Source organism: Neisseriaceae bacterium (assembly GCA_016864895.1).
Taxonomy (GTDB): domain Bacteria; phylum Pseudomonadota; class Gammaproteobacteria; order Burkholderiales; family Neisseriaceae; genus QFNR01.
Window position 1 is genome coordinate 458,424 of sequence record CP046107.1, and the last position, 26,741, is coordinate 485,164.

The window sequence follows — 26,741 nt, forward strand, 5'->3', positions numbered from 1 at the left end:
AGATGTTATTTAAATGGCCTAACGTTAGTGACAAAAAAGAAATGGATCCTCAGAATATCGATCGTAATGGAGATTGTAAAATATGTTCGACAATAAAATATTAATATATGGTTTGTCCTTTGGTGCAGTTAGATCTTTGACCATTGCTTTTTCTGTTTTTTACATTCTTTCAAAAGGCATCACATTAAATGAATTAGGGATCATAAAAACATTTCAAGCTTGTTTAATATTTTTTTTTGATATTCCTGTATCTTATTTTTCTGATAAATTCAGTAGAAAGTTTTCTATTGTTTTAGCCTCATTGTTTTCTTCAGTTTGGCTACTCACTATGTCTGTAGCTGATAGTTTTTCATTATTTTTAGTATCAGAATTTTTTAATGCCATGTCTTTAATCTTATTTAATGGCGCTTTTACTGCTTACCTTATTGACAATAATCCTAAAGAAAAAATCAGTAATATTCTGTCACTCTATTCAAAATACAATTACATAACCATGGCTGTATTTTCCCTCTTGGGTTCTATGTTTGTGACGATAGAATCTTCTTTAATGTGGTCTATATCTGGTTTGTTAATGTTACTATGTATGTTTTTGGGATATCGATTCCTACCTAAAGATAGTCATACACAAATTGAAAATAATAATAGCAAAACTGTCACCGATATTTTTAAAAAAGATTTTTCTTATTTATTTGATTTTATTAGAAATAAAGAACATAAGCAATTTAAAGGTATTGCTATAGAATATATTTTAATACTACTGTTGATGCAAATAATAATACAATATTGGCAACCATATACATTCAGTAATCACCCACACATAGAACGTGGGGTGGTTTACGGCTTATTTTTTGCTTTTTTATTATTGGTACAGTCACTGGCTTCTGACTTTTATAAGAAAAATCAAAGTCGTAAAAAAATAGTCAGTACAGTCTTATTTATGATCACCATAACAGTGTCTTTTATGGCAAACCTTTTTCTACAAGAGTATATCTCAATCATTTCTATTACATTATTATTTTTCTATACCCAATTTAATTTACTTGATAAAACAAGTCAGTTTCATGAAACAATTTCAGCAAATTTGAGAGCTACTTTTGACTCTATAATATCATCTTTGTATAGATTATTATTAATAATAGTGCTTCCTATATTGACACTCTTGACGAGTTATTTTGGCTGGATTACGGTTCCCATTTTGTATATTATGTATATAGTAGTTGATTATTTTGTTAAGAAAAGGTTTTTTTAATTATGACAGAACTTATACCATTTGATAGCCGGCATAGTTATGAGTTTTTTAAGTTAACTGATAAAAACAGAAACTACTTAAGAAAATGGTTACCTTGGCTCGATTTGATTAAAAGTGAAAAAGATACGGCTGAATTTTTGCGAAAATCATTAATCACAGATTTAGAGGGAACTTCACTAAACTATTTCATTATACAAGACAAGAATATAATAGGAACTATAGGGCTAAGAGACATCACTCAAGAAAAAGCAATCATTGGCTATTGGATTGATGAAGATCAACAAGGAAAAAATATCACAAGCCAATCTCTTCAGACACTAATCAAGAATGTACAAAACAAAAAAATAACCCAATCAATTATATTAAGATGTTCTCCCACCAATATAGCCAGCTCAACTGTAGCCAGAAAGTGTGGTTTTAAATACATAAAGACATTAAAAGATGCCGAAAACCTATATGGAAAGTATAATGATTTGGATGTATATGAGTATTATTTAACCTAATGTCTGCCAAGTGTCTTTTGGTCGTATCCAACACTAACTAACAAAACTTGATTCTTGTCTAGTACCATGAACCACTCCCTCTAAGCTAACGCTATAGAGTGAGCTTCGTGCAACTCATATAGATTTCCATCTATACCTTTCGCTACAACACCATTGCCTAATGGCATTGTTGTAGGATCACTCTTGACACACATCGCAATCCCTGCGATATCGGCTAAGGCTAATTATAACAAATACACAAATAATCAAAAACAAAAAAGACCATGGTAATTCTTTGAACTACCTTACCATCCATTTCCACCTATAGCATCAGCTTAGGTGAAGAGTTCCGCAGTGTTGGTTAATCAAAAGGATTGGTTATTTTCTCAATACTTAAATCTTCTGCATAAATATCTATGTATTGCTCTTTTTCACACATTCTTATACGCCAACAGGAATAGTTCTCTACATTACTTTCAATTTGTACTATTTCATATATGAATGTACATTTAATATTAAAAATAGGTTCTTGTTGACTACATGGATTATTAAAAATCATTCGGAAATAGTCATAACCAACTTTTTTAAATTCCCCATTAGGCTGTTGTACATCAACTGATACCGCATATATGATTCGAATCTCTTGTTTTTTATTATAATCATAATTGTAAAACTCAAAATCGTAGTCAAAGTCAAAATCAATTTGTTTGATAACCCCATCATGAGCGTGATTAAATTCTTCTAAGTTAACCATATTAACCTCCCAAAATTATCATTCTAGATATACTAGCACTAGTGTTTTTACCACAAGTATCCAATTCACATTTAGCAAAACAATCACATGTAACCGGATCTTGATAATTGGTTAAGTATTACCAATAATGTTCATCCATTTTACAAGAAAAATACTTATGACTCTGGGTAGATACAAGTCTAACTATAATTTATTCCAACATAACCATACTTATTTCAGTTGCACTAAAAATTCTTACCATTACACAGATAATGGTGGCATATTAACAGGAATGGATTGTTCCATTATAACATTCTGTAAATGTTTTTATTTATTAATAGCGAAGAGGTAAAAAATTTTTCATTTTTGATTCCTTATCCGTTATAAGTGTTAGTATATCTAGGAAAAATATAATTTCGAGGGTATTTTAATGAGTTCACAAAACGTTGCTACTAACTAGCCTATCCATTGAACCCTGTTGGATGGCAACATAAAAATTTTGAAGTGGGATGTTTTGGGAAAAAACTTATTTTTCCTTTACTCACACATAATGGCAGTGGATCATGAGAGTGAGTGATGATTTTTACAAAGTTAGATAAAAACCAATTAATTGTTTATAGGTATCTACCCAAAGAGTGTCTTTACCAATGAGTAATACCAATGAACTAGTTTACCTACAATTCATATGACTACTCTCTATTGACATTAAGTGCTAATAAACTAAAAATGCTCATTACAATAACACTTACTAAAGGTTATTCTCAATTAAGACATTTAACTTTTATACTCTTTTAAAGTTAGGAAAATTGGCCATTAGTTTTTTTCCGTAACTACTTTTAAGTAGTCTCGTATCTAAAATCGTCACCCTTCCATAGTCAGTTTCGCTACGAATTAATCGCCCCATAGCTTGAGCTAGTTTAATAGATGCCTCGGGTACACAAACTTCTAAGAATGGATTTTTACCTTGTTTTTCTAGCCAATCATAATAAACTTTATCGACTGGATTGTCTGGTACTGAAAAAGGAATTTTTGCAATAATTACATGTACGCATAGGTCTCCTTTTAAATCCATGCCCTCGGCAAAACTATCCAAACCAAAAATAATACTAGGATGATTGTGGTCTATCTGTTGAGTATGTTGTTCTAATAGTTGATTTTTAGCCATCAATCCTTGTACCAATATGTGTTGACGATATATTTCAGGCAACCCTTGGTATACATCTAACATTTGTTTCCTAGAAGAGAATATTACCAAAGTACCAATTGCATGTTCTAAAGATACAAGCTCAGGAAACCAATCAATAATTTCTTGGGTATGTAGATTTGCTTGTTTAGGGGTATTCACAAAATTAGGTAAATATAATTCTGCCTGATGCTCAAAATCAAAAGGACTTTCTAATGTTAATGTCTGAACTGTAGGAAAGTAGTCTAATCCTGTTTGAGATAAAATCAAATCAAAAGAATTAACTGACCTCAAAGTCGCAGAAGTTAAAATAGCACCTGCACATCGGGACCATATGATCTCTTTTAATTTACTAGCAGCACTAATATTGGCTACATGAAACTCAAAATCTAATTTATCTTCTTTATTGTAAACAATCCACTTAGCTAAAGGGATTGTTTCAGGCATATTAATTTTGTCCATTAAATTCCAAACATATTCCATATTGGTAGTGACACTTAACACCCAAGAAAACTCATTCAAAAATCGATTAAAAGATTGCAAATGATCTTTTTCAATTTTCATCAACTTGGTTTGAATCTCTAATAAATCTTTTAACACCTGAGATAAAACTAAGGCTGTGTTTCTGACCATCTTTTTAAAACCATCGGTCAAATCCTCTTCAGCCAAAATCCATGTACCAATAGTATTCTCATGTTTGAATTGATATTTTTCTGTTGGTACTTTTGTTAAAAAATGTTCCCATTGGCTCCATATTGAATTGATAATCAGTAGATTTTGTTCTAACTTCTCTGCTAATTTAGTTGTTTCTATTATATTATTCAATCTAACAACGAGTGCTTGTAATCTTTCCAATAAAACCCAACTTTCAGAAATCTTATGAGTGCCTGAAAAATGGCTAATAGCTTTTTTAGGTAAGTGATGAGCCTCATCAATACAGTAAAAACAATCTTCAGGCATAGGTAACAATACCCCTCCACCAAGGTCTAAGTCAGAAAGCAGTAAATCATGATTAGTCACAATAATATCAGTCTTCTCAAACTCTTCCCGTATTAAAAAATAGGGGCATTCATTCTTGTTAGGACACTGATTTTTTAAACAAATATGCCGGTCATTATTAATTTTACTCCAAACAGTATTAGGAATTACCTCTGGCCAATCTTCTCTATCACCTAAAAATGTTCTTTCTTGGAAAGATTCGGCAATGGATTTGATTAAATCAATGTCATATTCACTTATCTCTTCTTTAGTTTTTGGCAAATTTTCAAATCCTGCAAGAGAACTCTGCCAAGGTGTAGAGACAATATGATATAAACGATAAGGACATAAATAATGAGACCGACCTTTAGCAATTGTATAGGATATCTTTAATCGACTGGCCTTTTCAAAGGCTGGTAAATCTTTATTAATCAACTGTTGCTGCAATGCAATGGTCGCACTTGCAATAACTAAATGCTTTTTACGAAACTGAGCCATAATACTACCAGATAATAAGTAAGCTATACTTTTACCTACTCCAGTAGGCCCTTCAACAACCAAAATAGAATCACCGTTCTGAGCCTGCTTAATACCATCACTTTGAGTATGTTCAATTGCATTACCAAATGTTTTTGCAATCTCAGCAATCATAATTTGTTGTGATTTTCTGTATTTAAAATGCTTAAAATTCTGACTTATATTTTCGTAATGTTGTTGGATGACAGCTTTTTCTTGATCCGTTATCATGCTTCTTCCTCTGTGTCAAAAACAGAAACTATTTTTGATACCGTTTTAACAGAAGCTCCTTGATGCTGATTAATAAACTGCTTAGTATTGATTTGCATATTTTGATAAAAGAAGTCATTCTCCAGTAGTTCTACTATCTTTTGGTACCATTGTACTGCATCAGAAATTTTAACAGCACATCCTGCATTCACTGCATCCTCACACACTTGCTCAAAATTATAAGTAGAATAACCAAATATAGTAGGTATTTCACATGCAATAGGCTCAAGAATATTATGGCAACCTTTATTTACTAAGGAACCTCCCACAAAAGCAATATTTGCACAAAGATAGTATGACATCAATTCCTGCATACTATCCCCAATAACCACTTGTACATCTGATTTTATACTTGGACAATCAGAACGTCTAACTGTATTAAATCCAAGTTCTACAGAATAATTATAAACCGACTCAAATACTTCAGGGTGCCTTGGAACAATCACTAATAATGCAGTTGAATAGTGCTTTTTCCATTCATCTAGTAATAAATAAGCTTCATTAATACCATCTTCAACTCGTGTACTACCACATACAATAATGGGTCTATTCGAATCTTCAATTTTATTTTGAAACTGTTCAGCTAGTTGCTTATGTTCTGTTTTAATATCAATATCATATTTAATACTACCCATTACTTCGATGGCAGTGGCACCTAACTGTTGAAAATAATGTAAATCTTTTTGTGTCTGGACAAATATCTTATCAAAACACTGCATGACCTGCTCTGATAGTCGTTTAATTTTACGATAACCTGAATATGATTTTTCTGACATTCGTGCATTGACTAGAAAAGTATGGATATTTTGTTTTCTTAACTCAAATAAAAAATTAGGCCAGATCTCAGTTTCCATAAACAAAGCCATTATGGGTTTGTGATCTTTTAGAAACTGTTGTACATAACTTTTCTTATCATAAGGTAAATAACGACACTGAGCAAAAGGATATATTTTTTTTGCTATATCCCTGCCAGTTGGTGTCATCTGTGTAATCAAAAAAGAGACATCAGGATATTGTTTTCTTAATAACGAAATAACGGACTCTGCGGCTCTATTTTCTCCGACGGAAACTGCATGAATCCAAATGCAATTAGTAACAGGAGAAAGAAAAGGTTTCCCAAACCTTTCATCCCAATGGTTTAAATACTCAGAAGATAATCGCGATCTTTTTATTAGGTATTTTTTTAAAAAATAAGGAATAATTTGCCATAAAACTTGATAAACCAAAATCATCATCGTATCATTTTAGTAATATCCCTACTGCGGGTAACACCTCTCCCTCTAAAAATTCCAGAAATGCACCACCACCTGTGCTTACGTAATCAATATGATCTGCTACACCAAATCGTGAAACAGCAGCTAGTGTATCACCTCCGCCTGCTATCGAAAAAGCTTTACTTTTAGCAATACTTTCTGCTAGTTGTTTTGTTCCTTGGGAAAAGTTTTCAAATTCAAATACCCCCAATGGACCATTCCAAATAATAGTATTGGCATTTCTTAGAATCTCCGATACTTCTCTCATTGTTTGAGGGCCAAAATCTAAAATTTGATCATCTTCATCCAAATCAGTGATATTTTTTAATATCGCTTGAACTGATTCCGAAAATTCTTTAGCCACATACACATCTGTAGGTAAAGGAATACGCCCCCCTCTTGCTTCTATTTTATCTATAATCTTGAGAGCATCATCCACCAAAGAAGATTCCACTAAAGAGGCTCCTACTTTATATCCCTTTGCAAGTAAAAAAGTATTAGCAATTCCTCCACCTACAATAAGGTTATCAACAAAATCTGCAAGCTTACCTAAGACTTTTAATTTTGTTGATACCTTACTACCACCCACAACAGCGACAATAGGCTTTTGGGGATTAGATAAAGCTTTTTCTAAATTTTTTAGTTCATAATCAAGTAATAACCCACAAGCAACTTCTGGTGCAAATTTTGCAACCGAATGTGTAGATGCCTGTGCTCGATGTGCCGTACCAAAAGCATCATTCACAAAAATATCACATAAAGAAGCATAAGCCTTACCCAACTCATCAGAGTCTTTTTTCTCTCCTTTGTTAAAGCGTACATTTTGCAACATAATTACTTCACCTGGCTTTAAGTGAATCTCCTTGGTTTGCCAATCATCAACTACCTGTACTTCTTTACCTAATAATTCACTTATCTTATTAGCAATAGGTGTAACATCATCTTTCGCCGAGTACTCTCCTTCTTTAGGACGACCTAAATGAGTCATTAAAATAACCGATGCCCCATTGTTTAAAGCATACTCAACACTGAGTAATGATGCTTTGATTCTAGTATCATCTGTAATAACTTGACCTTTGAGAGGGACATTCATATCCACTCTAATTAAAACCCTTTTATCATTTAATTCAAAATCTTTGATCGTATTATACTGCATGTCCTAATTTCCGTTTTCTTATTTTTATTAAAATTTAAAACATTTTTCAACTTAAGCTATTTCCTGCTCATAAGCTTCTGCATCTAATAATTGATCTATTTGACTAGGATTAGTTGGTTCTAAGACAAAAAACCAACCTTCCTCGTATGGAGAAGTATTGACTAAATCTGGTGAAGCCTCTAAATTTTCATTAATTGCCACTACCTTTCCTGAAATGGGTGCATAGATATCAGAAGCAGCCTTCACTGATTCAACTACTCCTGCTTGATCATCTTTAACTAACTCAGTCCCTATCTCTGGTAACTCCACAAATACAACATCTCCTAACAAATCTTGAGCATGATCGGTAATACCAATGGTAACTGTACCATCATCTTCCCTTCTAACCCACTCATGACTCTCAACATACTTTAGATGGTTCAATACTAATGACATTCTTTACTCCCAATGATTAATTAAATTGTTTTTTCCCATTGCGTACAAAAGAGGGTTTAATGACTCTTAGCTGAGTCCATTTACCTCTTAATTCCACACTAGCAATATTCTGTGTGCCAACAGGTACTCTTGCCAAAGCAATAGATTGTTTTAAGGTGGGTGAAAAAGAGCCACTGGTTATAACGCCTTGACCAACCCCTTCCACATTCACAGTCATACCACGTCTTAAAATTCCTTTACTTGTTGCAAGTATCAGCCCCACTAATTTATTTCGTACTCCCTCTTGTTTTAACTTTAACACTGCAGCTTTACCTATAAAATCTCGCTCATCTGACAGGGCAACAGTCCAAGCCATCCCAGACTCTAAGGGAGAAGTTTTATCATCCATATCATGGCCATACAGATTCATACCTGCCTCCAACCTCAAGGTATCTCGAGCACCTAACCCACACGGCTGAACACCCACTTCTCGTAAGTGTAAAAAGAAATCTAAAATCTCATCAGACGGAAGAATGACTTCAACACCATCTTCCCCTGTATAACCTGTTCTTGCAATAAACCAGTCAGATGCTACCATCCTGCCTTGGAAAGTCTTCAATGCATCAATTGTATCTGCCCATTGAGGCTTAACACTTTGAACTTTTGAAATAGCATTAGGCCCTTGCACAGCTAAGATAGATAAATCATAACGTGGGCTTAGTTCAACTTCTAAATTCCTAGAACTTTCTTGAAAGTGAGCCAAATCTTTATCTCTCGTAGCAGCATTGGAAACAATACGATATAAAGTTTCTTTCTCATCAAGACGGTAAACAATTAAATCATCAATAACACCCCCATTATCATTTAAAATAGGTGAATAGAGTGCTTTCCCAATTATATTTAATTTATTAACATCATTAGCTAACAGTTTTTCTAGCCACACCTTTGCATCTTTACCTGATACATCAGTGACTAACATATGTGAGACATCAAACATACCAGCATTTTGTCTGACTGCTTCATGCTCTACAATTTGTGAACCATAGTGTATTGGCAGACTCCAACCTGAGAAATCTACCATTTTTCCCCCGCTATTAATGTGCTCATCATACAGTGGTGTTTTTTTCAAATCTGCCATTATTAATATCCCAAAAATTAATCTCCCAAAAATGGAAATAAATAAATGCGCCCATTATACTAAAAAGACCTAATTTAGATAGTACTATATTTTATTTGAAATATTATAATTATTTTTACAAAATAATGATTAGATAAATAATTATGATATAAAATTATGCGTTTAAGTAACGCACAATAATCTTTACCTATAGATTAATTAAAAACAATGATAAGAATTGATGAACTACTTTACGAAAAACAACTAAAGGATAAAAAAGCTTATCTCGAAAATCTTTTAAGCCCTTATAATGCTCCTAGCCTAGGCATATATGAATCCCCTATTCAAAACTTTCGTATGCGTGCTGAATTTCGAATTTGGCATGAGTACGAAAATATCCACTATGCTATGTTCTCTAAAAATAATAAAACACCTATCTTTTTAGAGGACTTCCCTTATGCCAGTGTAACAATCAACCAACTAATGAAAAATCTAAAGAAAATTTGGCAAATTCATCCATTACTTAAAGACAAACTATTTCAGGTAGAATTCCTAACTACTTTATCTAATGAATCTTTGGTTACCCTTTGCTACCACAAAAAATTAGATGAAGAATGGTTATCATTAGCCAAGCTAGTCGCCAATCAACTCAAAACAAAAATTATCGGCCGTTCTAGAAAACAAAAATTAATGACTCATAATAATTTTGTACAAGAAAAATTAACTATTCTAGGAAGAAATTATTATTATATTCAACCAGAAAATTCTTTTAGTCAACCTAATGCGATTGTTAACCAAAAAATGATCACATGGGCATGTGAACATCTAAATGATTATGAATATGATTTATTAGAAATGTATTGTGGTAATGGTAATTTTACTATCCCCTTTAGCCGTTATGTAAATCGTGTTTTTACAACTGAAATTAGCAAATTATCTATTAAAGCATTAGAGAGAAACCTACAATTAAATGATATCGATAATATTCAGCTAGCTAGACTGTCGGCTTTAGAACTAACTCAAGCAATAAATGAAATAAGAACTTTTCGACGACTTGCCCATATTGATTTGAAATCTTACAGCTTCAAAACTATTTTTGTTGATCCACCAAGAGCTGGACTAGACAGTAATACTTGCCACCTGATTAGTCAATTTCCTAATATTATTTATATCTCTTGTAATCCCGAAACTCTGGCTAAAAATCTGGAATATTTAACAAAAACACATCGAATAACAGCTAGTGCCTTATTTGATCAGTTCCCTTACAGCTCACATATTGAAACTGGGATTGTTTTATCAAAAAAATAAATTAATTGACTATTTTGAGCTAAGAATATTAACAATAGTTTCTGGTGCTTTTATACTAAGTGTATTTTCTTCTGTAAGCCAAGAATCTTTCTCTACTAAATTATTCTGATTGAAATCGATGAAATCATAGATACTCGAATCAAGCAAATGAGAAGGAACTATGTTCTGTAGAGCAGAAAATATACTTTCGATTCGTCCTGGATACCTTCTCTGCCATTCCTGTAACATCTCTTTCATCACTTGTCTGTGTAAATTAGGTTGAGAAGCACAAAGATTGCACGGAATAATGGGAAATTGTCTTAACGCAGCAAAACGAACTAACTCTTTTTCAGGGACATAAGCCAAAGGTCTAATGACAACATGTTTTCTGTTATCTGTTAGTAGTTTAGCGGGCATAGCTTTTAATTTTCCACCATAAAACATATTTAAGAATAATGTTTCTATTATATCATCCCGATGGTGCCCCAAAGCAATCTTAGTAGCACCAATCTCTTCCGCCACACGATAAAGAATTCCTCTCCTCAAACGAGAGCAAAGAGAACAAGTAGTTTTATTTTCAGGAATCTTTTCCTTGACAATACTATAAGTATCTTGTTCAATAATTCTATAGTCAATTCCTATGCTTTGCAAATAATTAGGTAATACCTCCTGCGGAAAGTTGGGCTGTTTTTGGTCTAAGTTAACTGCTATTAACTCAAATGGAACAGGTGCTGATTTTTGTAACCCCATCAAGATATCTAGTAACGCATAACTATCTTTTCCTCCTGACAAACATACCATAACTTTATCATTCGGTTCTATCATATTAAAATCATTGATAGCATCGCCTACCCAATGACGTAGTTTCTTGACAAGTTTATTATTCTCAAATTGTTGCTTTTGAATCGGGTCAATCATACACACAAATAGTTATTATTTAAACTGATGATGATAACACAATCCGGCAATTTAAATAACAATTATTAAAAATGATTTATACAAGATCTACTTAAGTAACATACAATCGCCAATAATGATTAAATTATTGATTAAAAATAATCATTAGTATTATTTTATTGCTAATTGAAATTACTTTTTAATATTTTGAGTATTTACTTTAATTTATATATTGGGTATAATAGGGGTCATGTACTCCTAGATATTATAACTTGACAATGGTGTATTAAAAACACAGGTCAGTTCAGTATAAGTTCCACAAAACGCTCTTTTGGCTACTTACTTGAGGGGGCGTTCACTTGGTGGTGTTAGTCGTAATTATGATGGTATATGTACTATAGTGTTATATTTTTTAGAGAGGGTTATTATGAAAAAATTATATTTAGTGATGTTGTTGGCTACATTATCTGCTGCAAGCAATGCGGGCAATACAAACGATACAAACAGTAAATCTAGTAAATCTTTTTTTGCTACTATTACTGATACTATTACTAGTATTCCTGCCAAGGTATTAAAAAATGTTCGCACTACGATTACCGACTCTGTTGGCGATGTCATCGTAAGTATTGGTGATACTTTAACTCGCGCAGGGAAAGATGTTAAAAAAAAGGCTGCCTCTGACAAGTCTCCTAAATGAAAGAAATTAAGGTACAAAAGTGTCTATTTCCAATCTACCATAGCTCGCTATGGGTGGTACGTTGTGTCGTGAGACGGATGGTAAATACTTTGTTTGTGACTATGCTATTTTATTCACCCCGTTATTGATTTTTGCTGGTTTCATTTGCTTAATAAGCCCCCACTTCCCGCTTCTGCGGTGAAGTTGGGCTGTTTTTATCTAATTAACTGCTATTAACTCAAATGGAACAGACACTAGTTTCTCATTCAAGAATCTAGTAGAGCACAACAGTCTTTCCCGCAACAAACATACCATAGCTCTATCATTTGGTGCTATATATGAACCGCCGATAGCATATCCTACCCAAATGATGCAATTTTTTGACAAGTTATATTATTAAATTTTTGCTTTTGAATTAGATCCAATACACACAAATAATAATTATCATGCAAACCGACAATGGTAATACAATCTGACTTAAATAACAATTATTAGAAGTTAGTTAACACAGAATCTACTTCACATACAGTTACCGATAATAATTAACTTATTGATTAAAATTAATAATTAATATATTTGAGTGTTTATGTCAATCCAATATTGCTCTTAAAATAATTTTTTAAAATTGTCGCATATAGAGTATTTACTTTAATTTATATATTGGATATACTGTGCGAAAAGTGTATCCCATCACTGGAACTGTAGCAATTGTGCATGGTGGAAAGCACAGATCAGTTCAGTATGAGTTATACAGAGTGCTATTTTCAACACCTGCTTTAAGGTGTCGTTAACTCGATGGCATTGGTCGTGATTATGGTACGGTCAGTATATTTAGTGTTTATTTTTTTTAGAAAGGTTTATATGAAAAAATTATATTTAGTGATGTTATTAGCTACGTTTGCTACCGCAAGTAATGCACAGGCAACTAAAGCTGCGGCTCCAGCAGCAGCTGTAAAACAAGAAACAACTCTTGCAACATCATCACCAAGTAACTTGATAAATGTTTTCTCTGGCATTCCAGGAACTATATTTAGAGGTATTGCTAGTATTTTTGACAGTATTAGTAAGACTATTACAGACGCTTCAGGTAAGGTTTTTCAGAGCAGTGGCAACTTGTCTGGGCTTGGTAATATTTCTAAACTGTCCGGTGGCAATCCATTCGGTGGTCTTGTTGGTCTTGGTGGCCTTGGTAAGTTGCTTGGTCTTGAAGAGTAATCATTTTACCGTAATGAATAGATAGATGGAATATTGAGTTTTTTATTTTAAAAACTATCTGTTTTTTAAAATCTATGCTAGAGTTTACTAGGCTAATGAGGCCATAAATTAATTACCGACGATGGGTGCTCTATGCTTACGATCATATTACTCTTCATCGCTACTGCATTAGTTTTAATTGGTTTTGTTGGTTTGGTAAACCCTGCTCTTCCTGGTTTACCACTAATCTTTGCTGCTCTGTGGATTGTTGCCTACGCTGGCAGTTATGAGTATATCTCTGTTACGGCTCTCGTTATTATGTTTGTTTTGACCGTAATAGGCTTATTGTTTGATTATATTTCTGGTGTTATAGGAGCAAAAACAGGGAATGCTAGTAAACAAGCAGTCTATGGTTCGTTAATCGGTAGTGTTGTGGGTATATTTTTTGGCTTACCGGGAATTTTCTTTGGTTCAACAGCAGGTGCTATGCTTGGAGAACTACTTTCTAACCAAAATTTGCTTCAGACAGGGAAAGTTGGACTGACAACTTTTGTCGGCTTTGTTCTTGGAACTGTATTTAAAATTGCTATTGTGTCAACAATACTACTATATGTGCTACTGGTGCATATCTATTATTGGATCTTTTGAAACGACCATGGCAAGGGGTTGATGATACAAAATTATCATCAAATATGTTGCTGTTATTCAATGGAAAATCAATGGGTTGACGTAATAAATTGCATATTGATAACAAGATCAAAGTGGTCAGACATTGTTGATACATCTCAGTAGGATTTAATAGCACTAGAAAATGGACTATTCTCATTGCCTTGTAAAGCAAAGTATCGAATTCAGAGCTCAAAGGCAAAAACCCATCGCATCAAGGAATTATTTATCACTACTACGCTCACTGTTCGAGTAAATGATTGTTTCCAAATCAATAGTCACTACAGTAATTGAAGCATTTAGCATATAAGGTGAAACACAGACATAAATCTAACTTCACACATTTGGTCGCTACATTATATCAATTCTATTTGATATTTTTGAATCAATCAAAAAGACTTCATGATGGAAAGTACATATTTCAATGACTAATATTTGGACTAGTTGCTCCCAACAAATACATTGTCCTATATTTGATAAAATTTGGGCTAAGGTAGATAAAACAGGTGACAGTATCAGAGAATTATCTAAGCAGATCACGAATAATGGATGATCCCCCCACACCACTTTACACAACGGAAAGGTAATCGGTAGGTATCGTAAATCTACATCTATTATCTGATGATGTACTTATACCAACAGTCAAAATAGATAAAAAAATGTACCTCCCAAAAAGAAGTACCAATAAGGAACACAAACCACTACCAAATCTTTAAAATAACTAAGTAGAAATACTTTACTATCAAAAACCACGACCTGAGAAAGTAACATATAAGTCACTTTCCAAAGAAAAATTGGAAAACAAAATTATTTTTCCATCGCTGTCTGCCCACCAAACAGCTTATGTCTAAGTTTAGTTAATCACTCTAACATAAGGAACATATCGTAAAGTGTCATTACAAAAAATTCTCTCAACTGTAAGTTAAAACATACCACCTGAAATTTTCTATTTATCTACCACAATTTTCATAATATTAAAAAGTATTTAAATTTTCTGTGATAAAAATGAAATACTATCTCTAGATACTATCTATACCCACCCTAATGGAGTTTAAACAGCCATTGACAACTTTTATCATAATTATCTCTACCGAAAGTAACAAGTAACTCTTCTATCTAGTTAATTTACTGTTGATATGTATTTTGTGTTGTCTTCATTAATTTGAGAATTAAAGACTTCTTACATATTATACATGTAGGTAAAAATAGGGCAATAAAAGATAAAAGTTCATCTATCATGTCATCTTTTGATACAAAACTTAAACAGTTTAAAATATCCCTATGTATATGTCCATTATTTATATCAGACAAAGAAAACTTTCACTTTCGATTACTGCACACTATCAACTTTTATTTTATTTTTATTGTTACCTTCAATTCCATTGTTATAACAACCGTTTTTTATTCATACTTTTTAGATGATATAGCACTGAATCTAAAAAAGGATCGAATATTGTTTGAAGAATGGAGAAAACTTACCGTCGTGGCGGTGTCAACCACATAAACTGCTTTTAACGCCAGAACAGAAAACACTTTCCCTATTTACTTACTGGGGTAAACACTCGTGAACATCTTAACTGCATATTTCAATATTTAATTAAGGATTTTATATTTTTTATAAATGATAATGTCACACTGACTTGTTGTGTTCCAGTAAATATTTATGGAATAAAGAATGAATTACACTTTCATCACACTCTATTTGCTTTTTATCATGATGAGATAACCATATAATTCCTGGTATATTTGTAAGATCAGTCGTCAATGGTAATACTTCATTATTTCTAAAAAAGAGTTTCACTCCTGAAAAACTTTTTAACTTAGACAAATCTGATTTAAAAAGCTCTATATTTTCTAATGATGAATTTTCATTAGTATTCATTAAAAAAACTATTTTCCCATGCTTATTTAATTTAGCTTTTTTATTTACAGGGAGTGTATTTTCGATAAAATAAGTAACTGTTGAATCAAGTAAGCTATTGTCATAACATTCTTTAAATAATAAAGGAGCAATTCCACCATGTAATCTTGCACCAACCTCGATCATTACTGGCTTATTTTCTGAAGTATAGAATAATTCCATATGTGCAGGGCCATGTCTTATACCCAGAACCTTTACGCATTGCATTGCATAATTAATTAACGATTCAAATTGATTATCATTTGGATCTAAAACTACAAGAGATTTATAAACAAATCTACTATTATTGACATGACATTTTTCATATGTACATAACGAAGCAACAAATATATCATCATTATTAATAACCATATCTACAACAAATTCTTGTCCTGAAATATACTCCTGGACTAAATAAGTGTTATTAATATTCCCAAAAAGATCAGTTTTTTCCCATATATCCTCATGAATAAAATTTAATAAATCTTCCTTATTCTTAAAATATGAAACACCATCTGTTCCAGCAGAACTTTTAGGTTTTAACACGTACCCATTATTAATATCTAGCATATTAATAATAGATTGATAATTATCAGTATTTATCTCGTAAGACCTTATATAATTTAACCCATGCTCCTTTAACGTCTGTTGCATTAGTAATTTATCTCTTCTTAATTTACTGGAATTACTGGAGTTACCTTTAACATTAAAATATTCAGCCAATAAATCTCCAGCAAATACGCCAGACTCTGTACCTACAATAACGTTATCAATAGATTTGAAACTTTTTTTTGCCTCATCTATGGTCATTAGAGATGAATTTGAAAACCCCTCTCCAGTATAAGAAGATTTATAAAGATCTGGTATCTCATCACCACTAGATAACACACTATATACAGTGTGTCCTTTTTTGCTTATTTCTGGAGCTAACAATGCGCCTGTTGAAAAAGGATCTACAATAATGAAATTTTTCATAATTTTTTTTCCTTAATTGTTAACATACTGATACAAGACGATAAAAAGATCATCATTCCCACGATAGGTAACAACATTCTAGAAAATGCATTTCCTGCTAAATTATCTGATATTATCATACCAATAATTACTGACCCTATAGATTGGAAAAACACATACGAAGAGGCAGATAACTCCCCCATTTTTTGAGACAATGATGAAGAACTTGCTATATCCAGCATATGTTTCCTAATACTAATTCTTATAGTGTTAATAGAAAAACCTATGAGAAAACATGATAATATTGCAACTAAAGGATAACTAGTGTTGCTATAAATAATGTCAAACAATATAAGGATAAATGTATAAACTATAAAATGTACTTTTCTAAAAGACACTAGTGATGCTAAAAATGCACCTATTCCGGCCAACCCACTTGCATAGCCAAACAGTGTAGGATCCCAATTATTTAGATTCTGGAAAATAACAGTCGATAGTATATTAAAGGATGATATATGTATGCCTATAATCCCCAGTGGCAGGCATAAAATATAGATAAATTTTATTTCACGATTAATTGATACATTATCAACAATAGGATTTGAATTATAAGAAGTGGATACCGTCTGAAAATAATTCATTGATTTATTAAGAAAATAAAATAATATATTTAATATTATTTCATACACCGATATAAACTTTATTATTGCATCATACCCTACTTTACTAAGTAGTAGTCCTGCAATGATTGCACCTAGAAAAGCACCTGATTGTAATACAGTTTGCATTATTCTTGATGCTAATTCAGAAGATATATATGAATTGTTAACTATATAAGAGTTATATGTTTCATATACACTTAGAGTTAGAACATTTACTATACCAAATAGTAAAATGGTCATGACCAATCCAGAATATTCAGTTGCTATTCCTAGAAGTGTAATAATCAATATAGCGAGATAAGAAAAAGCTCTTAATATATAAAGATTAGAAATAGATAATGATTTTTTCGTGTATGTTTTTTTGATTAAATATGGAAATAAACTGGAAATACATAACATGGAACCAAGAAAAATAGTACTTCCTGTTATTTCTAATGATGCCCATATGATGCTAATCATAGCTCCCATATCACTGATATAGAGAAAAATTAGCGAGCTATAAAACTGGTAGGTTAAAAATTTCTTACTCACGCTACCTCCCACGAGCTTAACATTCATTTTCTAGTATTACAGCATGATATTAAAAACTATGCAAGGGCATTGATAAAAAAATAGGTAGAAATGAAGAAAATATCTTTTAGATACATATATGTACTTGTTAAAACAACCTACTCCTAGGTTAATTAAAATAGCTATATTCGCCATAGTATACTCGAAATCTATTTTTCACATACTAAAACTAAAATACATGGTAATTTTCTTTTCAGGAAAATGATTCACAAGGCAGAGTCATCACAGACAAAATCTCTGCTAATGAAAATAAAGAACTTTAATTTATTTTTCTATCGAAAACTGGTTCAATTAAAATTGAAATGAAAATACAAATAAACCTAAACAGGTTTGCTTCTAAAACAAACAGTTCCTCTATTTGAAGTTCAATAACTAAGCTAAAATAAGAATTTAGAACTATCACTAGATAGATGAGTTTATGTTAACTGAGTATGCTAATTTTTTACTAAAAAATAAAATTTAGATCCCTCAATCGACGAACTAACCAAAATAAGATACAAGAAAACATTGAAACAATTAATAATTATTGAGCATCATTTAATTATTCAGAATCCTCACTAAGAACCAAAGAGTATTTTTAAAACAAATACTTTAAGTTATAAGGTAGGTATATTTTAAATAAATTTTTAACCAGCAAAAATACAGCACAATTATATATTGTTGAAAGGGTATATCCAACACTATTGGAATAATCTATTCAAAAAGTAGGATTACCTTATGGTCAAAATTCCTATTACTAATTTATAAAAAATCTAGGATTTCATATACCTAGAAATGTCATGATATAAAAAGTAAACAAAACAGTAAAATTATGACTTGATGCCGTTGTGCAAGCAAGAAAAATTTCATATTTTCTAATGGGATATTTGATAAAAAACACTAGCCTCTTTTTAGAGGATGAATGTTGTTAAATAACTAATCTATACCGAACGAGGGATAATTGACCTAAATAAAGTTATTATCTTTTGCAATAAATGATTAGAAGTCATTAAATGAGTAGAATAATCCTTCGCCGTTGTGTTCTACCAGTAGAACAAATATCAGTAACATTGATTTAACGACTTGGGCAAATGAAATTACGGTAAGATATAAAACCACTTAACAGAACAAGCCAACACTAGGAATCTGAAGGCCATCTACAAGATATTAAATCCCACATAGGCTAGATAACCAACAGATTCCCCCTCATTTCAACAACCTATTTAGCTCTATATTTGGATAACCTAATTTGAAAACTATATTTTCTTTTCTAAAAGATTTCTAAAAGACGCCTAAAAAAGCCAGCTACCTTGTTATCTTTAGATATTATCTATCCAATCCGGATTGATTGGAGGACAAATATAATAATTGATGATTGGTAATTTTAAGCAATATTTATCCAACTGCTGTGTCACTTGATACTTGACTTCTTGCTTACCTGTATTTTTGATTTCATCCTTTTTATCACCAAACCAGCCTGCATTACTATAAAATGATGTCACCATAGATAACAATACCAAAACTAATAATTTCTTTTTCATACGTTGTTCCTCCTAAATTTTTTACACAAAATTAATAAGATACAGATTAGAAAAAAAATTTACTCTTCTCAAAAAATGAAACCTTTACTTAAACCTTCCAGGAGTATACTCCAACATCCCCATCTCTTTCAATACATACTCTGTTTCTAATGCATTAAGCTTGTAATATTGACCTAATTTTAACCTGGGGGGAATAGCAATAGGACCAAATCGAGTTCTTATTAAACGACTTACATTCAGCTTATAATACTTGAATATACGTCTAACCTCCCTATTCCTACCTTCTTGCACAACGATGTTGTACCAAAAATTCTTACTGTTCTCATTATCATTATGTCTTTCTGATATTCTTGCTGCCTTAGCTAGACCATCCTCTAACATAATGCCCTCCATTACCAACTCATCCATTTGTGCTTGAGTTAATTGACCATTAACTCTAACTGCATATTCCCGATCAATAGCAAATCGAGGATGAGAAAATCTATTCACCAAATCTCCTGATGTAGTAAAAATTAATAGTCCTGAGGTATTTATATCCAACCTACCAATAGCAATCCATTTATGGTTTTTAATCGGAGAGATTCTATCAAAAACTGTAATTCGACCTTGAGGATCTTCTCTCGAAACAATTTCACCTTCTTGTTTATGGTATAAAATAATCTCTGGTAAGCGATTAGGAAAGATAAGCTTCACTGCTCGATTATTAATTTTTACTTCATCTGCTGAAGTGACTTTATCGCCCAACTTAGCTTTCTTTCCATTAATTTGTACTTTCCCCGATTCAATTAAATTTTCCATGTCTCTTCTGGCACCGAGACCAGAAGATGCCAGTATTTTTTGTAACCTTTGAGGCGCTATTTTGTCTTCCGGAATCCTCATCTCTTTCAAACGAGCTGACTTATCCTGTATGTTTTTATTAGGTTTTCTCAAAACCATTTTTTTGGCTTGATCCTTCCGAAAAAAATGCTTTACTTTATTTTTAGGTTTACTCATATCTAAAATTTCCAAAGTTATAGTGGAAGAATCAATTGATCACGCATAAATCGAGCTACTGTGTTAACAATTGCTTGTGTTTGTGAATCAATCTCAAGATTAACTTCATCACCAATTTTTCTATATTTAAAAATAGTTAAATCTAATGTTTCTGGGATTAAATGTACACTAAATTCACTACCATTAATTTTGCCAACAGTTAAACTACATCCATCTAAACCAATAAAGCCTTTTTCAAAAATATAAGGTCTAACTTCTTCCGGTAGGTTAAAAAATATGGAACAATTTTCAGCACTTTTTTCAATTTTAGAAATAACCAAGGTACGCATAATATGGCCACTCATGATATGTCCACCTATTTCATCACCCATTTTTATAGATCGTTCTATATTAATTCTATCACCTACCACGAATGAAGATAAATTAGTTCTTTTGAGTGTCTCTTCTATTAAATTAAAAGCAACAACATCTTTTTCCACCTTAGCTATCGTTAAACAACATCCATTGTTAGCAATAGAAGCACCAACTTGTAAACCTTCAGTACTCATCTGGGGTAATTTAACCCAATTCGTTTGTGATTTATTATCGTTTCCTTTTTGAATATCAACAATAGTACCCATTCCTTGAACAATTCCAGTAAACATCATTCTCCTTTAATAATTCACAATTACTCTGAAGGTATAGTGTTAACTAAAATTGTTCTACTGCCATTATTTTCTGGCGGAGAGACAATCCCAGACACTTCCATTTGCTCTATAAGCCGAGCTGCGCGATTATACCCAATTCTTAAAGTTCTTTGAACGAATGAAATGCTGGCCTTCTGATTGGTTAATACAACATTAACAGCTTCATCATACATAGGATCATCTTCCACATCATTACTTTTTTGCGTATTGCCATTACTAAGTAAATCATCTTCGCCTACTCCAGATGTTAAAATATCATCAACATATTCAGGCTCTCCAAATTGTTTTAAATATTCTACTAGTCTATGTACTTCTTCATCTGCTACAAATGCACCATGAACTCGCATCGGATAACCCGATCCACGGGTGAATAACATATCACCCATTCCTAATAGATTTTCTGCACCCATTTGATCAATAATTGTTCTACTATCCACTCTACTTGAGACCTGAAAGGCAATTCTTGAAGGAATATTGGCTTTAATCAAACCAGTAATAACATCTACTGACGGTCGCTGAGTAGCAAGGATTAAATGAATGCCAGCAGCTCTTGCCTTTTGAGCCAAACGAGCAATCAATTCCTCAATTTTCTTACCAGTAGTCATCATCAAGTCAGCAAACTCATCAACCACAACTACGATGTAAGGAAAAGACTTTAAAAATTCTGGGTTATCTGGTGTTAAACTAAATGGATTAACAACTGATTGTCCATTTTGCTGTGCCAGTTTAATTTTCTGATTATAACCAACAATATTCCTCACCCCAAGATGGCTCATAACCTTATAACGTTTTTCCATTTCATTAACACACCAAATTAACGCATTAGGTGCTAATTTCATATCCGTTACTACGGGCGCCAATAAATGAGGAATACCTTCATAAATACTTAACTCTAGCATCTTAGGATCTATCATAATTAATCGAACTTCTTCTGGAGTTGCCTTGAATAATATAGATAAAATCATGGCGTTAATCCCCACTGATTTACCAGAACCCGTAGTTCCAGCAACTAACAAGTGGGGTGATTTGGTTAGATCAGTAACAACTGGTGCTCCAGTGATATCTTGTCCAAGCGCTAAAGTTAATTTGGATCTACTCTGTAGAAAAACATCTGTATCAAATATTTCAGATAATCTGATAACCTTCCTTTTTGCATTGGGAAGCTCTAACCCCATGCATGTTTTACCTGGAATTGTATCTACAATACGTATTGAGCCACACCCCAAAGCCCTCGCTAAATCTTTCTCCAAATTAATGACCTGATTACCTCTGACCCCTGTATCAGGTTCAATATCATAGCGTGTTACTACTGGTCCTGAATAGGCATCCGTCACACTAACTTTGACTTTAAATTCTGCTAATTTATTTTCAATCAACTGGCCTCTTGCAATAATTTTATCCTTACTCTCGATGTGAGAATCACTCATATCTTTAGGCTCTAAGAGACTAAGATTTGGTGCTTGATAACAACCACCTAAACGATTATCATCGTCCACACTCTGTTTAAAGAAAACTTGACTATCAATTTTGTTCTCATTCAATGTAGTACTAATATTTCTTCTAGCATCATCTGGTACCGCATATACATCCCTAGAGACAGTCTTAATATGAGAAAAACCATTATTACTTTCAATAATATTTGAATATGGATCATCAACTTGATCCCCACTTATACTCTTATTGTCTGCAGAAGTGTCCTCAAAAGAGCTCTCTACCTGGGGTTCAAATGATTGCTCGTGGTTTTTTGCTATCTCTGACTGTACATAGATTTGTCTTTTACGTCCATAAGAGGATGCTGTACGAGGAGTATTGGAGAATAAACTAGAAACAGGACTAGAATTATCCGAAGGGGTAAATTTAGTTGAAATTGGCTTTTGATGATTATATTTAACTTCAAATCCATGTTTACCTTTTATCTTAGCGCCTTCAGGAATAATACTTTCAAGGATCATCGTTCTGGGTAGTTTATCTGTTTCTTTTTTATTTCTCATCAATGGGGAGTCACTACCTTTTAAGTTTTGAAAAACTTCTTCCACTTGAATAGTTGGTGTCACAAGATTATTTGAAGATTTATCTCTCCTTCTAACACTTCGTAAACGAAGTAGATTATTTTTGATTTCATCTGTGCTAATAACATCAATAGACACTGAATCCCGTTTCCTTAGTTTATTTTTTGGATCATAATCTATTGAAAAATTAGTATTTTCATTATTTTTAACATAATAATCTTCAATAGCATCGGTAATCGATTTCCTATTGATATTATTGGGTATGACTATTTCTGCCCAACTATCTTTTCTAGGTATAAACTCTTTAACACCATAATTAATTGATTGATTATCCTTCAATGGCATCCTACTATTTCTTTTAAAATTTTCTACTTCATTAATAGTAATCACCTCGTAATCCTGTTTGGGTGCTTTTAAAATAGATTCTTCCATAACACCACTCATGCCTATTTCTCTGTGGTGTATATTCTCCTGGTTAAAGTCCTTTAATACACTTGTATTTTCTGATAAGCCCTTAAATCTTTCTTTATGTAAATCAACATTATCAAAAATGTTCTGAGCTTTATTTTCATCACAAATATCCCCTGTCTCTTTATTCTCTACGCCCTCTTGAACAAATAGGGAATAATTTAAATTTTCTTTTTTCTTGATCTTTGCTTTTTTTAGTTGTCTTGCTCGGTACTGATCCCTTAAATTAGTCAGGTAAGAAAGATATTTATTGTGGGCTTCAATTTTATTTCGCCTATCACGTACTCTTTCGATAGTTGGCTTGTAGGTACGAAATTTATTTGGTGGATATGGCATGTCTGAAAGATCTATATTTTGATAAAGAGACATATAAAAAACATCTAATTCAAATCTCCTTCTTAATCTTCGTTGAATTAAGACTAAAGCAACGACTACCAAAATAGCAAGTAACATGACTAATAAAATTGTGCTCATTAAATTGTGCCCATTTTTATGTTTAAAAGAATATACAAAATTTTACTATTTTTTTGAAAATAAATCATATCTAGTGCGATAATAGCTGGAAATGAATTTAGTTACTAGATCAAATATAATTTATAGCCAATAAAAATTGGCTTGATTATAATAGAAAGTTCAATCTAATCTTTAAGGAAATTCAAAATGACATATCGTATTGAAAAAGATACCTTTGGAACGATAGAAGTACCAGCAAATCATATGTGGGGCGCACAAACACAACGTTCTTTACAAAATTTTAAAATTTCTGGAGAAAAACAGCCTTCAGAGATCATTCAAGCCTTAGCCATCGTAAAAAGATCTTCAGCTATTGTCAACCATAACCTTGGTTCATTACCCGAGAATAAAATGAACGCAATTGTGCAAGCGGCTGATGAAGTTCTAGCGGGAAAATTCCCAGACGAGTTTCCTTTAGTCGTTTGGCAAACAGGTTCCGGTACTCAATCCAACATGAATATGAACGAGGTATTGGCTAACCGTGCCAGTCAAATCATGGGTGGTAAAATTGGAGAAAATAGTTTGATTCACCCTAATGATGACATTAATAAAAGCCAATCTTCTAATGATGTTTTTCCAACTGCCATGCATATTTCAGCAGTTTTATCAATCCATAATAACTTGTTGCCTGCCATACAAAAATTAAGTGATACATTACAAAAGAAATCAGATGATTTCCGGGATATTGTAAAAATAGGCAGAACACACTTACAAGATGCCACCCCACTTACATTAGGTCAAGAATTCTCTGGCTATGTCGCTCAATTAAAACACGGTAAAAAACACGTACAAGAAACATTACCACATTTATATGAATTAGCACTAGGTGGCACTGCAGTAGGTACGGGTTTAAATACACCAAAAGGATACGCTGAACAAGTGGCAAAAGAAATTGCCAACTATACTGGGCTCCCCTTCATTAGCTCACCCAATAAATTTGAATCACTTGCCTCAGCAGATGCACTTGTTCATGCACATGGATCATTAAAAACATTAGCCACGAGCTTAATGAAGATTGCTAATGATATAAGATGGTTAGCAAGTGGTCCTCGCTCAGGTCTTGGAGAAATTACAATCCCTGAAAACGAACCGGGGTCTTCTATTATGCCAGGTAAAGTGAATCCAACTCAATGTGAAGCAATGACTATGCTTTGTGCTCAAGTATTTGGTAATGATGTGGCCATCAATTTTGGTGGTGCTTCTGGTAATTTTGAATTAAATGTCTATCGTCCAATGATCTCTTATAATATGCTACAAAGTATTCGTTTATTAGCTGATGGTATAATAAGTTTTAATGATAATTGTGCCATTGGTATTGAGCCTAACCACGAAAGAATCAATGAGCTTTTGGGTAGATCCCTAATGTTGGTCACTGCTTTGAATACTCATATTGGGTACGATAAAGCAGCCAAAATTGCTAAAAAAGCACATCAAGAAGGGTTAACACTCAAGGAAGCTGCTTTACAAACAGGTTTTGTAACAGAAGAAGAGTTTGATAATTGGGTTGATCCTCTAAAAATGATCGGTAGATAAAAGTAATTACATCATGATTAAATATCAATTAGCTGTTTTCGGTAATCCTATTGAACATAGTCTCTCACCTAGAATACATACTATGTTTGCTGAACAATTTAATTTACCAATTAAATATGAGAAAATGCTAGTTGTTGATAATAATTTACCAAAAGCAGTTAATGCATTTCGGAATCAAGGTGGGAATGGAGCTAATATCACAGTCCCTTTCAAAGAAGATGCTTTTCATTTTTCTTCTAAGTTAAGTGAAAGGGCTCAAAAGGCCAAAGCTGTTAATACTCTCATCATGCTTGAACAAAATGAATGGCTTGGAGATAATACTGATGGCATTGGCTTAGTCAATGACATATTGTCAAAAAATATTCATCTTAAAAATCAACGAATCTTAATCATTGGTGCAGGTGGTGCAAGTCGAGGTATCATTTTCCCTTTATTAATGGAAAAACCTCATTCGATTACCATCACCAACAGAACAATTGATAAAGCAAAATTGTTAGCCAAAGAATTTGATATTGATTTTGTTAACTTTGAGGATGCTCATGAAAAATCTTACGATATTATTATTAATGCGACTTCAAGTAGTTTAAAAAAAGAACCTCTGAATATCAGCTCTAAAATTTTTGATTCTTGTCAACTTGTCTATGATATGATGTACGGAAAAAAAGATATTCCATTCTTAATATGGGCAAAAAAAAGTGGTGTCTCTGAAATCAGTGATGGCCTCGGTATGCTAGCCTATCAAGCGGCAGAATCATTTTGTCAATGGACACAATTAACCCCCGATGTAAATTCAGTTATACTGAAGCTAAAATAATTTTTTCATCACTGAATAAATATTGATTTACCAAACTCGAAAAGGAAA

General features: G+C 32.5%; 21 protein-coding genes. 8 read left to right on the forward strand and 13 right to left on the reverse strand.

From position 1 onward, the window contains the following. Positions 1 to 82: 82 nt before the first annotated feature. Positions 83 to 1,249, forward strand: coding sequence for an MFS transporter (locus GKC53_01910; protein QRN40912.1), 1,167 nt, complete (start codon positions 83 to 85; stop codon positions 1,247 to 1,249). Between the two features lie 2 nt (positions 1,250 to 1,251). After that, positions 1,252 to 1,752 (forward strand): GNAT family N-acetyltransferase, encoded by a 501-nt coding sequence (locus GKC53_01915; GenBank protein ID QRN40913.1) that lies wholly within the window; start codon positions 1,252 to 1,254, stop codon positions 1,750 to 1,752. Positions 1,753 to 2,092: 340 nt separating this feature from the next. Here the strand turns inward: GKC53_01915 and GKC53_01920 are convergent, their stop codons facing one another. The 6 genes from GKC53_01920 to gcvT all read right to left on the reverse strand — a co-directional run bounded on the left by GKC53_01920 (position 2,093) and on the right by gcvT (position 9,372). After that, positions 2,093 to 2,485 carry a hypothetical protein gene (locus GKC53_01920; protein ID QRN40914.1) on the reverse strand — a complete coding sequence of 131 codons (393 nt, stop codon included), beginning with the start codon at positions 2,483 to 2,485 and terminating at the stop codon, positions 2,093 to 2,095. Positions 2,486 to 3,245: 760 nt separating this feature from the next. Continuing rightward, positions 3,246 to 5,372: an ATP-dependent DNA helicase DinG gene (dinG, locus tag GKC53_01925; protein QRN40915.1), complete on the reverse strand. Its 2,127-nt coding sequence runs from the start codon at positions 5,370 to 5,372 to the stop codon at positions 3,246 to 3,248. Continuing rightward, the gene (locus GKC53_01930; GenBank protein QRN40916.1) at positions 5,369 to 6,646 is read right to left on the reverse strand and encodes a glycosyltransferase; all 1,278 of its coding nucleotides are present in this window, start codon (positions 6,644 to 6,646) and stop codon (positions 5,369 to 5,371) included. Before GKC53_01930 ends, dinG begins: the two co-directional genes overlap by 4 nt. Positions 6,647 to 6,650: 4 nt before the next feature. Next, complete coding sequence (pgk, locus tag GKC53_01935; GenBank protein QRN40917.1) at positions 6,651 to 7,820, reverse strand: phosphoglycerate kinase; 1,170 nt, start codon at positions 7,818 to 7,820, stop codon at positions 6,651 to 6,653. 51 nt (positions 7,821 to 7,871) lie between these two features. After that, positions 7,872 to 8,255, reverse strand: a complete 384-nt coding sequence (gene gcvH / locus GKC53_01940; protein QRN40918.1) for a glycine cleavage system protein GcvH — start codon at positions 8,253 to 8,255, stop codon at positions 7,872 to 7,874. Positions 8,256 to 8,271: 16 nt separating this feature from the next. Further along, the gene (gene gcvT, locus GKC53_01945; protein ID QRN40919.1) at positions 8,272 to 9,372 is read right to left on the reverse strand and encodes a glycine cleavage system aminomethyltransferase GcvT; all 1,101 of its coding nucleotides are present in this window, start codon (positions 9,370 to 9,372) and stop codon (positions 8,272 to 8,274) included. 207 nt (positions 9,373 to 9,579) lie between these two features. On the opposite strand from gcvT, the gene trmA reads away from it, so the two are divergent. After that, positions 9,580 to 10,659: a tRNA (uridine(54)-C5)-methyltransferase TrmA gene (gene trmA / locus GKC53_01950; GenBank protein ID QRN40920.1), complete on the forward strand. Its 1,080-nt coding sequence runs from the start codon at positions 9,580 to 9,582 to the stop codon at positions 10,657 to 10,659. 9 nt (positions 10,660 to 10,668) lie between these two features. Here the strand turns inward: trmA and ttcA are convergent, their stop codons facing one another. Beyond that, positions 10,669 to 11,556, reverse strand: a complete 888-nt coding sequence (ttcA, locus tag GKC53_01955; GenBank protein ID QRN40921.1) for a tRNA 2-thiocytidine(32) synthetase TtcA — start codon at positions 11,554 to 11,556, stop codon at positions 10,669 to 10,671. A 406-nt stretch (positions 11,557 to 11,962) separates the two neighbouring features. Here ttcA and GKC53_01960 point away from each other — a divergent pair, with 406 nt between their 5' ends. From GKC53_01960 to GKC53_01970, 3 genes are all read left to right on the forward strand, one after another. Then, positions 11,963 to 12,232 (forward strand): hypothetical protein, encoded by a 270-nt coding sequence (locus GKC53_01960; protein ID QRN40922.1) that lies wholly within the window; start codon positions 11,963 to 11,965, stop codon positions 12,230 to 12,232. Between the two features lie 792 nt (positions 12,233 to 13,024). Beyond that, on the forward strand, positions 13,025 to 13,426 hold the full coding sequence (locus tag GKC53_01965; protein QRN40923.1) for a hypothetical protein: 402 nt from the start codon (positions 13,025 to 13,027) through the stop codon (positions 13,424 to 13,426). 132 nt (positions 13,427 to 13,558) lie between these two features. Further along, a complete protein-coding gene (locus tag GKC53_01970; protein ID QRN40924.1) occupies positions 13,559 to 14,053 on the forward strand; it encodes a DUF456 family protein in 495 nt (164 codons plus the stop codon). A gap of 1,648 nt (positions 14,054 to 15,701) precedes the next feature. Here the strand turns inward: GKC53_01970 and GKC53_01975 are convergent. The 6 genes from GKC53_01975 to GKC53_02000 form a co-directional block, all read right to left on the reverse strand. Beyond that, entirely contained in the window at positions 15,702 to 16,946 is a 1,245-nt protein-coding gene (locus tag GKC53_01975) for an ATP-grasp domain-containing protein (GenBank protein QRN40925.1), read from the reverse strand. After that, positions 16,943 to 18,118 (reverse strand): hypothetical protein, encoded by a 1,176-nt coding sequence (locus GKC53_01980; GenBank protein ID QRN40926.1) that lies wholly within the window; start codon positions 18,116 to 18,118, stop codon positions 16,943 to 16,945. Before GKC53_01980 ends, GKC53_01975 begins: the two co-directional genes overlap by 4 nt. Before the next feature lie 1,337 nt (positions 18,119 to 19,455). After that, entirely contained in the window at positions 19,456 to 19,677 is a 222-nt protein-coding gene (locus tag GKC53_01985) for a hypothetical protein (protein ID QRN40927.1), read from the reverse strand. An 84-nt stretch (positions 19,678 to 19,761) separates the two neighbouring features. Further along, positions 19,762 to 20,670 carry a pseudouridine synthase gene (locus tag GKC53_01990; protein ID QRN40928.1) on the reverse strand — a complete coding sequence of 303 codons (909 nt, stop codon included), beginning with the start codon at positions 20,668 to 20,670 and terminating at the stop codon, positions 19,762 to 19,764. Positions 20,671 to 20,687: 17 nt separating this feature from the next. After that, on the reverse strand, positions 20,688 to 21,314 hold the full coding sequence (locus tag GKC53_01995) for a riboflavin synthase subunit alpha (protein ID QRN40929.1): 627 nt from the start codon (positions 21,312 to 21,314) through the stop codon (positions 20,688 to 20,690). A gap of 23 nt (positions 21,315 to 21,337) precedes the next feature. Next, a complete protein-coding gene (locus GKC53_02000; GenBank protein QRN40930.1) occupies positions 21,338 to 24,307 on the reverse strand; it encodes a cell division protein FtsK in 2,970 nt (989 codons plus the stop codon). Positions 24,308 to 24,493: 186 nt separating this feature from the next. On the opposite strand from GKC53_02000, the gene fumC reads away from it, so the two are divergent. Continuing rightward, the gene (gene fumC / locus GKC53_02005; protein QRN40931.1) at positions 24,494 to 25,879 is read left to right on the forward strand and encodes a class II fumarate hydratase; all 1,386 of its coding nucleotides are present in this window, start codon (positions 24,494 to 24,496) and stop codon (positions 25,877 to 25,879) included. A 16-nt stretch (positions 25,880 to 25,895) separates the two neighbouring features. Next, positions 25,896 to 26,693, forward strand: a complete 798-nt coding sequence (gene aroE / locus GKC53_02010) for a shikimate dehydrogenase (protein ID QRN41813.1) — start codon at positions 25,896 to 25,898, stop codon at positions 26,691 to 26,693. The last annotated feature ends 48 nt before the right edge of the window (positions 26,694 to 26,741 follow it).